We start from the raw sequence: 14,007 nt of genomic DNA, 5'->3' as shown, positions 1-14,007 counted from the left end.
GGCTACTTCCGCCAGGCCGGGATCATCCGCTCGGACATGTCCCGCCAGAAGATGCGCAGCTCCTCCCCGTCCACCTTCTGCCACCAGGCCCAGTAGGACGGCCGCTGCCACTGCCCGACGAGATCGGCCTGGTTCGCGCAGAATGCCTCGTCCATCTGGTACGACAGCTCCTCGCCCCGGGGCGGCAGCGGGCAGAGCCGGAACGGGCAGTCGTCGATGCAGGTCGCACCCGGCTGGACGTCACGGGACTGCCGGCGGGTGAGATTGACGCGCATGGCGGTGCGGTCGATGGTGAGGCACGGCGGCAGGTCCGAGCGGCTGGACCGGCCGAGCCGGCGGGTGCGTTCGGCGTCGTCCGTACCCCGGTCGGCGAGGTTGAGCAGCAGCATGACGTCGGCGAGCAGGCGTTGGGCTCGCGGCTTCAGCACCGCCCAACCGTGCGACGGCGGCAGCCACGACGCCTGCTGACGACGGATCGCCGGCTGCGGGCTGGCCGAGCCGACCCGGCCGACGATCTCATGCTCGTCGACCCAGCAGTGCAGTTCCGGGTGCCGGTCGACCAGCGCGGCGACACACTCGTCCGCGACCGTCCGTACCAGCGGGTGCGTCGATCCGCTGCCCGGCTGTGGGGCAGCAGTCCCACCGCCGGCGATGGCGAGCCAGTAGTCGACCAGGCCACGCGGATCGGACCCGTGCCGGCCGACCTCGCCCAGCGGCTCGGCGGGGTTCTCGGGCAGGGCCAGCAGGGTGAGCGCTTGGATGAGAGTCAGGTGCGAGTACCAGAACCGGGAGTGCCGAAGCGCTTCCTCGGCCGCTTCGGCGAGTCGACCGCGGCGTGTCGAGAAGTGCCGGCAGTTCGCGGCCAGCCGGAAGCCCTGCGCCAACTGGAGTTCCCAGATCCGGGTCGGTTCGTCGTCGGTGCGCAGCCGGTTCACCCAGGCGCGGAGGAGTTCTTCGGCCTCGGACCTGGAGCGTCGGCCGGGTCGCTCGGGCGGGTCGTCGGCGAAGAGGAACAGCGACGGAGCGAGCCAGGCCCGCAGTTGCCGTAGGCGATCCCGACGGACCTGAGGATCTTCGTCGGGCAGGTCGGCGTCGGCGTCGGGATCGTCGGGCAGGTCGGCGTCGGTGTCGGCGAGCAGGCTGCGCAGGGCACGGATGGCAGGCTCGCCACCTCTGCCGAGTTCGCGGGCCGCCGTCAGTCTGGTGAGGTACGAGGTTTCCGTCGCCATCATCCGGAACAGCGACCGGTACGCCGGCTCGGGCCCGTGCGCCACGTCGATCAGCCGGGCGGCGTCGCCGTACCGGTGCACCAGCGCGATCTTGGCATCTTCCAGCGGCCGGTCGGTGATCGAGCCGTCACCCTGATAGTGGCGCCAGGCATGGCGAATCTTCCCGGCCAGCTCGTGGTGGGTGCGGTGGCCGATGGTGGCGTCCATCTCCAGGGCGGCGGCGAACATCTCCACCGCCTGCGTGCGGTTGCGTGTCCGGACCGCCTCCTGGCCCAGGGTGCGGACCAACTCCACGCGCCCGTCAGGATCGCCTGGTGGGTTGCGGGTCGACCGGGCGGTGGTGAACTCCTGGCAGGAGTACAGGGTGAGGGCGGCGAGCAGTTCCCGACCCGGCCCGTTGCGCAGTGCCTGGCGCAGAAAGTCCCGGTCCCGCAGGGCGGCGTCGAGATAGCGGCAACCGAGGTACGCCTGCACCACGCCGTGCTGGAACCGTACGCCGTCCTGCTGCTTGACCACCATGTTCAGCCGCCCGCCGGTGGTCTCGGCCAGCCCGAGATCCTGCGGATTGTCCACGCTGAGCTTGTCGAGGCGGCTGTTCAGTTGCTGCCGGATGCCGTGTCGACCCGCGTCGGTGGCCTGCCGATGGCTCGGATCGGTGTGATGCCGGCTGCCGGGGTCGGCATCTTCTCCGGTCCGGCTGAGTTCGTTGGTGAGGACCCGCAGGCTGTTGTCGCGCAGGCCGAGGCAGGCGAGCGCGGAAAGCACCTCGATCGCCTCGCCGCGCTCCTTGGGCGCCAGGCCGTAGTCCTCGTAGAGGTCCCCCTCCACCAGTGCCTTGTGCCACTCGTCCAGCAACCGTCGGCGGGTGACCGCCCGACCCGGGCCTGTGTTCACCCGATCCAGCCGGTTGACCTGGTAGAGCTTGCCGATGACCCGCAGGTAGAACGGCGAGTCGGCGACATCTGCCATCTTGATCAGTGCGGTGGCCTGATCCCACTGGGGCGTCGCGTCGACCTGGCGACCCTGGCTTTGTACGTACTCGAAGGCGGCGCCCTCGGACAGCGGCTCCAACTGGAGCAGCATCGCGTCCAGGGCGCGCAACGGGTCCTGGGGACGGGACGTGATCACCAGCGGGAGGTTCTCCCGCTTGGCCTCGCCGACGGCCTCGCGGAGCAGACTGTCCCGGTCGAGGGGCTGGTCCGTACCGGCCAACGCCTCCTCCAGGCCGTCGGCGAGCACCACGATCCGGTTCTCCCGCCACAGCTGCCGCCATATCTTGTCCGCCTCACCCTCGGCGTGCAGCTGGGTGTCGATGACCGCCTGGAAACGAGCCCGGGCCAGCGTGTGGAAGTTCAGGTCGGCCGGTTTCTGGACCTCGCGCAGGTTGATCCCGACCGGGACCACCCCGACGTCCATCAGCATCTCGGCGAGCTTGACGAGCGTCGTGGTCTTGCCGGTGCCGATGCTGCCCACCAGCAGCAGCGGCCGACGGTTGTGCGGATCGCGTACCCGCCGGACCATCAGTTGGCACAGGTCCTCCCGGCCCACCACCTCGATGTCGCGGACGTCCTGCTCGGCGCTCGGCACCGCGAGCTGCTGGTTGTGGCGGGCCTGCTTCCGATACGACCCCAGCACCCGGCGATATCGCCAGAACAGGAACACCGCCACGGCGAGGGCCGCGGTGAGCAGACCCTTGACGAAATCGTGCACCTGCCCGCAGTAGTAGGGCCTGGCGCCCGAGCCGGTGCACCAGTTCGAGGGCCCGTAGTCACCGAGCGGATCGTGTTTGATCACCGCCCCGGTCAGCGAGAACAGCAACCACAGGACCAGCAGGGTGGCACCGCCGACGGTCACCCACCACAGGCCCCGGTGATCGCGTCGCCAGCGCGGCGCACGGGCGGTCCGTTCGTCGACGCGCCGTCGGGTGCGGCGCTCGTCGGCGCGTTCCCTGCGGGTCCGCCATCGACGCCGACGTTGCCGTAGCCACAGCTCGGTCTCGAAGACCGGGCCGCGCTTCGGTCGCCGCATGGACACCCCCGTGTCGCCTGAACGGTTACCGGACGCGTGGGACGCGCCGCCCACCACCACGGTAGGTCCCGACCGTTGCGGCGGTGGCGCGTTTGAGGTGATGTCGCAGCTCGCACCGGATCGGCGGACGACGCCCGCCCGCCGCCTTCGCAGGCCGGCAGACACCGGGTCGGTACATGACGCAGGACGGCCGAACGGAGCGCCGCGATGTCGGCCCGGTCGGATACCGTCGGTTTCCATGGGGACGCAGTCCGGCGCAATGCTGATCGGGCGGGAACATCCGGCCGGCCTGCTCCGGGCGGAGCTGGACCGCGCCACCGCCAGTCACGGCGGTCTCGTGCTGGTCGGCGGTGAACCGGGCATCGGCAAGACGACGCTGGTGACCGCCGTCGCCGAGGAGGCTCGCCGGCAGGGCGCGCTGGTCCTCGGTGCCGCCTGCTGGGATTCGGCGAGCGCCCCCGGTTACTGGCCCTGGTTGCAGGTGCTGCGGGGGTTGCGTCGGTCGGCCGCCGACTGGCCGGTGGCCCGGGAGTTCGCCGAGCCGGCCCTCGCCCTGCTGCACGGCGAGCCGGCCGGCCACCGCATGGTGAGCGGGTCGCGCGAGGGGGACACGGTCGAGCAGGAGGCGTTCGCGCTCTACGACGCGGTCACCACCGCCCTGGTCGCCGTCTCCCAACGTCGGCCGGTCGTGGTGGTCCTGGACGACCTGCACTGGGCCGATGCGGCGTCCATGCGGTTGTTGCAGTTCGCCGCCCAGCACACCTGGTTCGAGCGGCTGCTGTTCGTCGGCACGTACCGGGACGCCGAGGTCGAGGCGGGTGAGCATCCGCTGCGCCCGCTGCTGATGTCGCTGACCGCCAAGGCCACCACGATCACCCTCACCGGCCTGTCCCGGGACGAGGTCGGGGTGCTGATCGCCCGCATCACCGGGCAGGAACCCACCTCCGACTGCGTCGACGACGTCTACCGGCGCACCGGGGGCAACCCGTTCTTCGTCGAGCAGACCGCTCGGCTCTGGCACGTCGACGGCGCGTCGAGCGGCATCGCGCCCGGTGTCCGGGAGGTGGTGCGCAGACGGTTGGATCATCTGCCGGACGCCGTGGTCCACGCGCTCGTGGTCGCCGCGGTGCTGGGCCGGGAGTTCCACCGCGCGGTCCTCGCCGCCGGCGCCGGGCTGCCGCCGACTCGACTCGATCAGCTGCTCGACGTCGCGGTGAGCGCCCGACTCGTGCTCGCCCAGCCCGACGGTGGGTACGCCTTCGCCCACGACCTGGTCCGGGAGGCGCTCTACGAGGGTCTCGCCGACGACGATCGCAAGGAGCACCACGCGGCCGTGGTCCGCGCCGTCGACGAGCACGCCGCGCTCGCCGAGCGGCTGGTCCCCGCCGACCTGGCCCGGCACGCCTGGTTGGCCGGTGACCGGCTCGATCCGTACCGCTGCGCCGACCTGCTGATCGCCGCCGCCCGCGACGCCAGTTGCCGGCTCGCGTTGGACGAGTCGGCCGTGCACCTGCGCCGGGCGCTGGTGGTCAGCCGGGACGAGGTGCAACGGGTACGCATCATGATCGAATTGGCCGACCGCCTCTACCACACCGGCGACCGGGCCGAGGCGAGTCGACTGCTCGCCGAGACCACCGTGCAGGCGTTGGCGGTCGACGAACCGGCGCTGCTGGCCCGCTTCGCGCTCAGCGTCCACCGGCACTGTCAACTCAACGGGCGGTCGGAGACCGACACGGAGGCGCTGGTGCGGGAGGCGTACCGGCGGCTCGTCGGGGAGCCGGTGGCCGACGTGCCGGTCGCGGCCCTGGAAGCCGGCCTGATCAGTGCCACCGAGGAGCTTGCCCGACGCACCCAGGACGACGACGCGCTCAGCGTCAGCCTCTGGGCCCGCCACGACGCCGCCTGGGGGCCGGGGACGGCGGCCCGACGCGCCGCGCTCACCGCCGAGATCCGCGAGGTGGCCCGCCGCTCCGGTGACCAGGAAGGTCCGCTCTGGGCCACCTCGCTGCGCTGGGTCGCGCTACTGGAACTCGGTGATCCGCGCTATGTGGACGAGCTCGCCGCCTTCGTGACCGCCGGCCGGCGGATCGGCAAGGTCCGGCACCGGATGGCAACCAACATCGACAGCGGGATCGTCAGCGCCTTCCGGGGCGACTTCGCGGGCGCCGAGTCCTGCTACGCCGAACTGCGCAGCCTCGACGACTCCGATCACGAGGAGCACCTGTTCATCGGTCATCACCTGCTCTGGTCGCTGGCGCTGCTGCGTGGTCGCCTCGACGAGGCGCAGGCGGTGCTCGACGGGCTCGATCCGACCGAGCACCGGTTCCTCGACCTGCTCCAGGCGGTCACCGCAGCCGAACGCGGCGATCACCGCACCGCCGCCCGGATCGCCGCGCGGCGGGCAGGCGCGGGTGGCGTCCCGGACGGCCAGACCGGCGACGCCGGTTACCCGTCGGTGATCCTGCCGTTGTGGCTGCGACTGCAGGCTCAGGTCACCGTGGCTGACCCGAGTCGCTGCGAGGCTGCCCGTCAGGCCCTGCTGCCGTACAAAGGGCAGTGGCTGGTCGCCGTGTACGGCTGCGACATCAGCGGCCCGGTCGACCACTGGCTGGCCGTGGTCGACGCCGCCGACAAGCGCTGGGACGACGCCGTGGCCGGCTTCACCGCCGCCCGCGACAACGCCGACCGGATGGGTTCCCGGCCCTGGTCGCTGATCGCCCGCACCGCACTGGCCGACGCGCTTGTCGCCCGGGACGGCCCCGGCGACTCGGCGGTCGCCGTCGGCCTACGCCGCGAAGCCGAGCGCGAGGCCCGCAGCCTCGACATGCGGCAGGTGCTCGCCCGACTGGCCGACCCCACACCGGTCGGCTCAGCTCCGGCGCCGGCCGGTGGATCCCTGCCCGAGCCTGAGTCGGGTGGGGCGACAACCGCCCCGGCGTACGAGTTCTGTCGGGACGGGGCGGTCTGGCGACTCACGTACGGCGGCACCACCGCGTACCTGCCGGACACCAAAGGGCTCAACGACCTGCATCTGCTGCTCGGCTGTCCCGGTGTCGACGTGCCGGCGGTCGGGCTGCTCGACCCGGCCGCCGGGCCGGAACTCGTCGCCGCTCGCCGGCTCGGCGGTGACGAGATCCTCGACGAGGAGGCCAGGAACCGGTACCGGCGGCACCTGGCGCTGCTCGACGACGAGATCGACCGGGCGGCGATGCGGGACGACACGGCGCGCGTGGCGGCCCTCGACGACGAGCGGCGGGCCCTGATCGGCCAACTGCGTTCGGCTGCCGGTCTGGCCGGACGCAACCGCCGCCTCGGCGACGAGGCGGAACGGGCCCGCAAGACCGTCACCGCCCGGATCCGGGACACGCTGCGCCGGCTCGACCAGCAACACCCGCCGCTCGCCGCGCACCTGCGTCAGACCGTCTCCACAGGTGCCGCCTGCCGCTACCAGCCCACCGAACCTGTGCCGTGGCGACGATGACCGGTCTGCCGGTCCCCGCCACGGCACGGGTGCTGCTCAGCGGCGGTTGTAGCGGTACATGGTCAGGGTGCCGAAGACCACGATGAACAGGGCGCTCCACCCCACCATCCAGGTCATGCTCGACGCGTCCGTCGTACCGCCCATCGCGGCGCGCACCGACGACACCAGGTGCGTGATCGGGTTGGCCTTGACGAACGCCTGGAGCCAGCCCGGCATGGTCGACGGGTCGACGAAGACGTTGCTGAGGAAGGTCAGCGGGAACAGCACCATCATGCTGACCCCCATCACGGACTTCTCGCTGCGCAGGATGAGCCCGAAGAACGTCCACACCCAGGAGAACGCGAACGAGAAGACCACGAGCAGGCCGATCCCGGCGAGTACGCCGAGCACCCCACCGTCGGGGCGGAAGCCGAGCACCAGCCCGACGCTCAGGATCACCACCGCCGCCAGGATGTAGCGCAGCACGTCCCCGACGATCATGCCGACCAGCGCGGCGGGTCGCCACACCGGCAGCGTCCGGAACCGGTCGAAGACGCCCTTCTCGATGTCGGTGTTCAGCCCGACCCCGGTGTACATGGTGATCATCACGACGCTTGTCACCATGATGCCCGGCAGGAAGAACTGCAGGTAGTCACGCGGGCTGTCGGCGAGCGCCCCGCCGAACAGGTACGTGAACATCAGCACCATGATGATCGGGAACGCCGTCACGTCGAACAACTGCTCCGGCACGTGCTTGATCTTGAGTAGGGCGCGCCAGCTGAAGGCCAGCGACGCCGCCAGCGGGCTGGGTCGGGGCGGTCGCTGCCCCGGCGCGAGGATCGTCGCCAACGCCTCGGTCGACGGCACGTAGACCGACGGCGCCCGGCCGCTCGAGGTGGCGGTGTCGCTGCTCATCGGGCTGCCTCCAGGGCTTCCGGCTCGGCTTCGGCCGGCACGGCGGGACGGTCGGTCAGGGCCAGGAAGACCTCGTCCAGGCTCGGCTGGCCGAGGGAGAAGTCGTCCACCACGATCCCGGCGCGGGACAGCTCGCCCAGCGCCCGGGCCGCCTGGGCACTGGCGTCGAGGTCGCTGCCGTCCCCGCCGACCCGGGCGGTGATCGCCACCGGATCCGGATCCAGCTGCACGGGCACTCCGAGGGTGGTCCGCAGCAGCTGCTCGGCGTCCGGCCGCTTCGCCGCGTCCCGCAGGCGTAGGTGGATGGTGCCGGAGCCGACCGACGACTTCAACTCGCCCGGGGTGCCCTCCGCGATCACCCGGCCGTGGTCGACCACCGCGATCCGGCTGGCCAGCTTGTCGGCTTCGTCGAGGTACTGGGTGGTCAGCAGGACGGTGGTGCCGTGGGCCACCACCGCCCGGACGATCTCCCACACCTGGTTGCGGCTGCGCGGGTCGAGCCCGGTCGTCGGTTCGTCGAGGAACAGCAGGTCGGGTGTGCTGAGGATGCTCGCCGCGATGTCGATGCGCCGCCGCATGCCGCCTGAGTACTTCTTGACCTGCCGACCGGCGGCCTCGGTCAGCCCGAACGCCTCCAGCAGCTGCTCGGCCCGCGCCCGGGCGGCCGCCCTGTTCAGACCGAGCAGACGACCCAGCAGAACCAGGTTCTCCGTGCCGGTCAGGTCCTCGTCGACGGAGGCGTACTGGCCGGTCAGGCTGACCCGGGCGCGGACCGCGTCGGCCTCGCCGACAACGTCGTGGCCGAAGACCCGGGCCTGCCCGCCGTCCGGGCGCAGCAGCGTGGCCAGCACCCGCACCGCAGTGGTCTTGCCGGCACCGTTCGGGCCGAGCAGCCCGTACACGGCACCGGCGGGCACCGCCAGGTCCAGTCCGGCGAGCGCATGGGTCTCGCCGAACGACTTGGTCAGCCCCGCGGCCTCGATGGCGAGGCCGGTGGCGCGTCTACTCATGATCTTGTTCTTCCTTCCGTCCGGGACTTCTGCGGGTCGCCAGAGCACCGGCGGTACGCCCGTACGCGCGACTCGCATGCTGCCCCACCACAGCGCACGCGTACGACAGTTCGCAGCGTGGCCGACCACTGCTACAACGATGGCGGCCGGCGGTGGTTGTAGCCAGCTTCGCCCTACTGGCGCGAGACGGCGGCCGGCCGCCGCTAGATCCGATCTAGCGGCGGCCGGCGAACAACCTCGAGGTCAGCTCGGCATCTACCCGAAGGTGTCCGGGTGCGGGCCGGTCCGTCCGTCCTCACCCCGGTCCAGCCGGGTGATCCGTTCCATGGTCGCCTCGTCCAGCGCGAAGTCGAAGATCTGGAAGTTCTCTGCCATCCGCGTCGGCGTGACCGACTTCGGGAAGACCACGTCGCCGCGCTGGATGTGCCAGCGCAGCACCACCTGGGCCGGGGTGCGGCCGAGCTGCGCGGCGATGTCGGTGATGGTCGGGTCGTCGAGCACCGCACCCTGGGCGATGGGCGACCACGCCTCGGTGACGATGCCGTTCTTCGCGCCGTACGCCCGCACCTCGTCGTTGCTGAGATAGGGGTGCGCCTCGATCTGGTTGACCGCGGGCACCACCTCCGTCTCGGCAGCCAGCCGCTCCAGGTGCGGCACCTGGAAGTTGGACACCCCGATGGACCGGGCCCGGCCGTCGGCCTTGAACTCCTCCAGCACCTTCCAGGTGGAGACGAAGTCACCGTCGTAGCGGGTCGGCACCGGCCAGTGGATCAGGAACAGGTCGAGGTAGTCGGTGCGCAGCGCGTCCAGCGACGCCTGGAACGCCGCGCGGGCGTCCGCCGGACGGTGGACGTCGTTGCTCAGCTTGCTGGTGAGGTAGACCTCCTCGCGGGCCAGCCCCGCGGCGCGTACGCCCTGACCGACCTCGGCCTCGTTGCCGTAACCCTGCGCGGTGTCGATGTGCCGGTAGCCGATGTCCAGCGCGCGGCGTACCGCCTCGGTGGTGTCGGCCGGGGAGATCTGGAACACCCCGAAGCCGAGCTGCGGGATGGTGTTGCCGTCGTTCAGCGTGACGGTCGGAATGGTGTTCGCCATCGCATCGGCTTACCCGTTGACGTCGAACTTCGCACGTCGACCCGCCGCTGTCGATGCCGCTGGCGGAGTTACTTCCGAGTATCGGCACAGGTGAGAGCTGTTATGGTTTGCCCTCGTCGGCGGTGCTCTGCGGGGAGGAAATGCGGCGTGGTAATTGCGTTCCGCGATGCGCTGGCCCAGATGTTCAAGGCCCGGTTTCCGATTCTCTACGTCGAGTCCTCCGAGGAACAGCGGGTCGTCGCCGAGGTCTGCGCCATCGCCGGGGACGCCAGGGCGGTGCGTACGCCCCGCGCTGTCTGGACCTGGTCGCTGACCACCGGGCTGGTGACGCCCGACGGCACGCCCCGCCAGGGCACCACCGATCCCGAGGCCGCGCTCGACGCCGCGTTGCGGGTCGACCAGCCGAGCGTACTGATCTTCAAGGACCTGCATCCGGCGCTCGGCGCCGACGGCCGACCCGGCAGTCCCGGCCTGATCCGGCGGCTGCGGGATCTGGTCGCCGCGTTCAAGTCCGGCCCGGTGCCGCGCACCCTCGTGCTGGTCTCGCCGGTGCTGCACATCCCGGCCGAGCTGGACAAGGAAGTGACGATCGTCGACTTCCCGCTGCCCACCGAGGCGGAAATCCGGCAGGTGCTGGACGCGATGATCGCCGCCAACGCCGCCAACGGACGCATCCAGATGGTGCTGGACGAGCCCGGTCGGGAACGGTTCGCCAAGGCGGCCCTGGGGCTCACCCTGCACGAGGCGGAGAACGCCTTCGCCCGGGCGATGGTCAACGACGGGATGCTCGACGCTCACGACCTCGAGGTGGTGCACGAGGAGAAGCGGCAGACCGTCCGCAAGTCGGGGCTGCTGGAGTTCGTCGAAGCCGACGTCGACCTCGACGACGTCGGTGGGTTGGAGAACCTCAAGCGGTGGCTGGCCAAGCGGGACGGGTCCTGGCTGGCGGAGGCGGCCGCGTACGGGCTGCCCGCGCCGCGGGGCGTGCTGATCACCGGGGTGCCCGGCTGCGGTAAGTCGCTGACCGCGAAGGCGATCGCCGCCGCCTGGGGGTTGCCGCTGCTGCGGCTGGACATCGGTCGGGTCTTCGCCGGGCTCGTCGGCTCCAGCGAGCAGAACATGCGCACCGCCATCCGTACGGCCGAGGCCAGCGCCCCCTGCGTGCTCTGGATCGACGAGATCGAGAAGGGCTTCGCCGGTGGCACCGGCGATTCCGGCACCTCCACCCGGGTCTTCGGGTCCTTCCTGACCTGGATGCAGGAGAAAAAGCAGTCAGTCTTCGTCATCGCCACCGCCAACAACATCGAGGCGCTGCCTCCGGAACTGCTCCGCAAGGGGCGCTTCGACGAGATCTTCTTCGTCGACCTGCCGACCCGCGCCGAACGGGCCTCGATCTGGCGGGTTCACCTCGCCCGACGGCTGCGCAATCCGGCCGTCGCCGGTGGGCTGACCCTCGACGAACCGCTGCTCGCCGAACTCGCCGCCCTGAGCGAGGGCTACTCGGGGGCGGAGATCGAGCAGGCGGTGGTCGGCGGGCTCTTCGACGCCTTCTCCGAGCGTCGCCCGTTGCGCCGCGACGACCTGGCCCAGTCGGTGGTGAGCATGGTGCCGCTGAGCGTCACCCAGGCCGAGCGGATCGACGCCCTGCGTACCTGGGCCGACACCCGGGCCGTCGCCGCCACCGCCGCCGAGGACTGGGACGGTGGCGCCCGGTCCGGCCCCCGCGACGAGGTCCCCCCGCCCGTCGCCCCGCCCGCCGCGCGCGGGCAGGGTGGACGAGCGGTGGAATTCTGAGTGCCATGCCGAGTACGGGAGACCGATCATGAGCATCTCGCTGGTACTGCTGCCGCTGGCCGTGGCGGCCGTGGCGGCGGCGCAGGGCGTTTCAGCCGGGCGCGACGGGCAGGGCCGGGTGGTCTGCCAGGTGCAGACCCGGATGCGCGACGAGACACTGCTCGCCGCCGCGCTGCACGACACCGCCGCGGTGGTCGGCGTCGACCAGGACGCCATCACCGCGGAGTGGACGGGCGTACGGGCCAGGTTCCAGCGCGGTGCCGACGGCATCTGGACGGCGCACTTCGCCGGCGAGGTCGACGAGCAGCGGGCCGTCGAGGTGGTCCGGGCCATCGATGTCGCGTACGGGCGGCAGGTCCAGCGGGCGGTGCTGGAGCGGCTGCGCCAGCAGGCCCCCGCCGCCGGGCTGCGGCTGGAGTCCGAACAGGTGGTCGAGGACGACAGCGTACGGCTGGTGTTCGCCGTCGAGGGGCGGTCCTGATGGCCGAGCGACCGCGAATCGTGATCACCGTGAGCAGTTCGGGTGAGGTGAGCGCCGAGACGCACGACATCTTCGGCGACAAGTGCCTGGACTATGTCGACGTGCTGGAGGATCTGCTGGCGGCCCGTACGCTGCACAGCGCCTTCACCGCCGACCACGCCCGTACCCCCACGGCCGTACGCCAGGAGAACCGTGATGTCGAGCGCGCCTGAGCCGGGCCGGTGGCCACCCCCCACCGGTCACCCGCCACCCGGCCACCCGTTCGCCGGTCACCATCCGGCCGGGCCGGCACCGGTCGGTCACCCGGCGGCAAGGTTCTCGCCGCCCGGACCGCCGTCGCCGGCGGCGAAATTCTCCTGGCGTCTGATGCACAGCTGGTGGCTGCTCCTGCCGATTCTCGGGTTCAGCTGTCTCGGCGGGTTCGGCTTCCTCTACGTGGGACTTCGGGCCCGTCGGCCGGCCTGGTGGATCGCCGGCATCGGCTACCTGCTGGTCGGGTGGACGGTGTTCGCCCTGATCGGTGAAGCCGACCCGGAGAGCGCCCTGTCCGACTGGATGGCCGGTCTGGTGCTGGCTGTCTGGGCCGCCAGCATCCTGCACGCCTTCCTGATCAACTCCTCCTGGCTGCAGTGGCGGGCCGGACACCGTCCCTGGTACGCCGAGCAGCCACCCGGGGGGCCGGGCAGCCCGTACCCGCCCGGCCCGCTCGCACCACCACCGAGCCTGAGCCCGACCGCCCCGGAGTACCCGTCGACCCCGCCGACTTCTCCGGCGTACCCGTCCGAGGCGCCGACCATGCCGCTCCACCCGCCGGGTCAGCCGACCTCCGCGTGGTATCCGCCGACGCAGCCGACCAGCGCGGCGTACCCCTCGGCGCCGCCGACCTCCCCGGCGTATTCGGCCGGGGACCCGACCTTCGCGGCCTATCCGCCGCCGCTGCCGCCGACGGACCACTTCGGCGCCGGACCGGTGCCGGGCCAGCCGGTGGACGCCGCCGGACCGCAGGTGGCGCACACCGGGCCGGTGGAGGTGAACACCGCCGGGTTGGACGACCTCGCCGGGCTGCCCGGCTTCGATCCGCAGCGTGCCCGGCAGGTGCTCGCCGAGCGGGACCGGCGCGGGGGATTCGGCAGCCTGTCGGAGTTCGTCGCCGCCGCCGGACTTGCCCCGCACGAGTACGCCCGACTGCGGGACCGTCTGGTGTGCGCACCACCGGCACCACCCACGCCAGGACAACCGCCGCAGGGGCGCGTACTGGATGTCTGAGCCCCCTGCGATCCCGCGCGGCCCGGCGGAGACGGTTGCCCTGGCCCGGTTCCTCGCCGCCACCCGAGCCGAGGGACCGGGCGAGCGGACCGCCATCTGGGTGCAGGGCTGCGCCATCCGCTGCCCCGGCTGTTTCAATCCGCACCTGTGGGGATCGCGGGGCGGCGAGCAGGTCGCGCCGCACGAGTTGGCCCGCCGGGTGCTCGACGCCGGCACCGACGGGCTGACGCTGTTGGGCGGCGAACCCTTCGACCAGGCGGCCGCGCTGGCCCGGGTGGCCGCCGAGGTGGGGGCGGCCGGACGCTCGGTGATGACCTTCACCGGCTACACCAGGTCGCAGTTGGATGCGGCGGTGGACGCCGGACGTACCGACGTCGCCGCGCTGCTCGCGGCGACCGACCTGCTGGTGGCGGGCCCGTTCCAGGCGGATCGGATCGACATCCGCCGCCCGTGGGTGGGCTCCACGAATCAGGAGTTCGTGCTGCTCGGCGACCGGTTCCCGGATCTGTTGGACGAGCTGCCGGTGAACCCCGACCGGGTCGAGATCACCGTGGACCCGGCCGGGCGGGTCGCGGTGAACGGGTGGGCCGACCCGGACGCCCTCGACGAACTGCTGGCGGGGCTGCGGGCCTCGCACCGGTGAACCGGCGCTGACCTGCGCCGATCGGTGACATCGGATACCGTCACTCCGGAACAATCATCGGGGCAGATGAGCGCCTGGGACGAACG

General features: G+C 71.7%; 10 protein-coding genes. 6 read left to right on the top strand and 4 right to left on the bottom strand.

The genetic code is table 11. The annotated features are described in order from the left end of the window. Positions 1 to 2: 2 nt before the first annotated feature. Positions 3 to 3,257: an NACHT domain-containing protein gene (locus C1A38_RS11285; RefSeq protein WP_158244884.1), complete on the bottom strand. Its 3,255-nt coding sequence runs from the start codon at positions 3,255 to 3,257 to the stop codon at positions 3 to 5. Between the two features lie 238 nt (positions 3,258 to 3,495). Here C1A38_RS11285 and C1A38_RS11280 point away from each other — a divergent pair, with 238 nt between their 5' ends. After that, positions 3,496 to 6,738, top strand: a complete 3,243-nt coding sequence (locus C1A38_RS11280) for an ATP-binding protein (protein ID WP_102657794.1) — start codon at positions 3,496 to 3,498, stop codon at positions 6,736 to 6,738. 36 nt (positions 6,739 to 6,774) lie between these two features. Here C1A38_RS11280 and C1A38_RS11275 read toward each other — a convergent pair whose 3' ends face one another. The 3 genes from C1A38_RS11275 to C1A38_RS11265 form a co-directional block, all read right to left on the bottom strand. Beyond that, positions 6,775 to 7,632 carry an ABC transporter permease gene (locus tag C1A38_RS11275; protein WP_102657793.1) on the bottom strand — a complete coding sequence of 286 codons (858 nt, stop codon included), beginning with the start codon at positions 7,630 to 7,632 and terminating at the stop codon, positions 6,775 to 6,777. Further along, entirely contained in the window at positions 7,629 to 8,642 is a 1,014-nt protein-coding gene (locus tag C1A38_RS11270) for an ATP-binding cassette domain-containing protein (RefSeq protein ID WP_102657792.1), read from the bottom strand. The genes C1A38_RS11275 and C1A38_RS11270 overlap by 4 nt, the downstream gene beginning before the upstream one ends. A 255-nt stretch (positions 8,643 to 8,897) precedes the next feature. Next, the gene (locus tag C1A38_RS11265; protein WP_102657791.1) at positions 8,898 to 9,737 is read right to left on the bottom strand and encodes an aldo/keto reductase; all 840 of its coding nucleotides are present in this window, start codon (positions 9,735 to 9,737) and stop codon (positions 8,898 to 8,900) included. A gap of 147 nt (positions 9,738 to 9,884) precedes the next feature. Here C1A38_RS11265 and C1A38_RS11260 point away from each other — a divergent pair, with 147 nt between their 5' ends. From C1A38_RS11260 to C1A38_RS11240, 5 genes are read left to right on the top strand one after another with little or no spacing between them, the layout of a single operon-like run. Then, positions 9,885 to 11,531, top strand: coding sequence for a Ycf46 family AAA ATPase (locus tag C1A38_RS11260; RefSeq protein ID WP_102657790.1), 1,647 nt, complete (start codon positions 9,885 to 9,887; stop codon positions 11,529 to 11,531). Between the two features lie 28 nt (positions 11,532 to 11,559). Beyond that, a complete protein-coding gene (locus tag C1A38_RS11255) occupies positions 11,560 to 12,012 on the top strand; it encodes a hypothetical protein (protein ID WP_013731818.1) in 453 nt (150 codons plus the stop codon). Next, positions 12,012 to 12,224, top strand: a complete 213-nt coding sequence (locus C1A38_RS11250) for a DUF2997 domain-containing protein (RefSeq protein WP_102657789.1) — start codon at positions 12,012 to 12,014, stop codon at positions 12,222 to 12,224. Before C1A38_RS11255 ends, C1A38_RS11250 begins: the two co-directional genes overlap by 1 nt. Then, positions 12,208 to 13,278: a ComEA family DNA-binding protein gene (locus tag C1A38_RS11245; protein ID WP_146017516.1), complete on the top strand. Its 1,071-nt coding sequence runs from the start codon at positions 12,208 to 12,210 to the stop codon at positions 13,276 to 13,278. Before C1A38_RS11250 ends, C1A38_RS11245 begins: the two co-directional genes overlap by 17 nt. Continuing rightward, a complete protein-coding gene (locus C1A38_RS11240; protein ID WP_102657787.1) occupies positions 13,271 to 13,921 on the top strand; it encodes a 4Fe-4S cluster-binding domain-containing protein in 651 nt (216 codons plus the stop codon). The genes C1A38_RS11245 and C1A38_RS11240 overlap by 8 nt, the downstream gene beginning before the upstream one ends. Positions 13,922 to 14,007: the final 86 nt, after the last annotated feature.

It is taken from the genome of Verrucosispora sp. ts21 (assembly GCF_002879555.1).
GTDB classification, from domain to species: Bacteria; Actinomycetota; Actinomycetes; order Mycobacteriales; family Micromonosporaceae; genus Micromonospora; species Micromonospora gifhornensis.
Note: the sequence above shows the minus strand (reverse complement) of the source record. Positions and strands in the feature narration are given on the sequence as shown.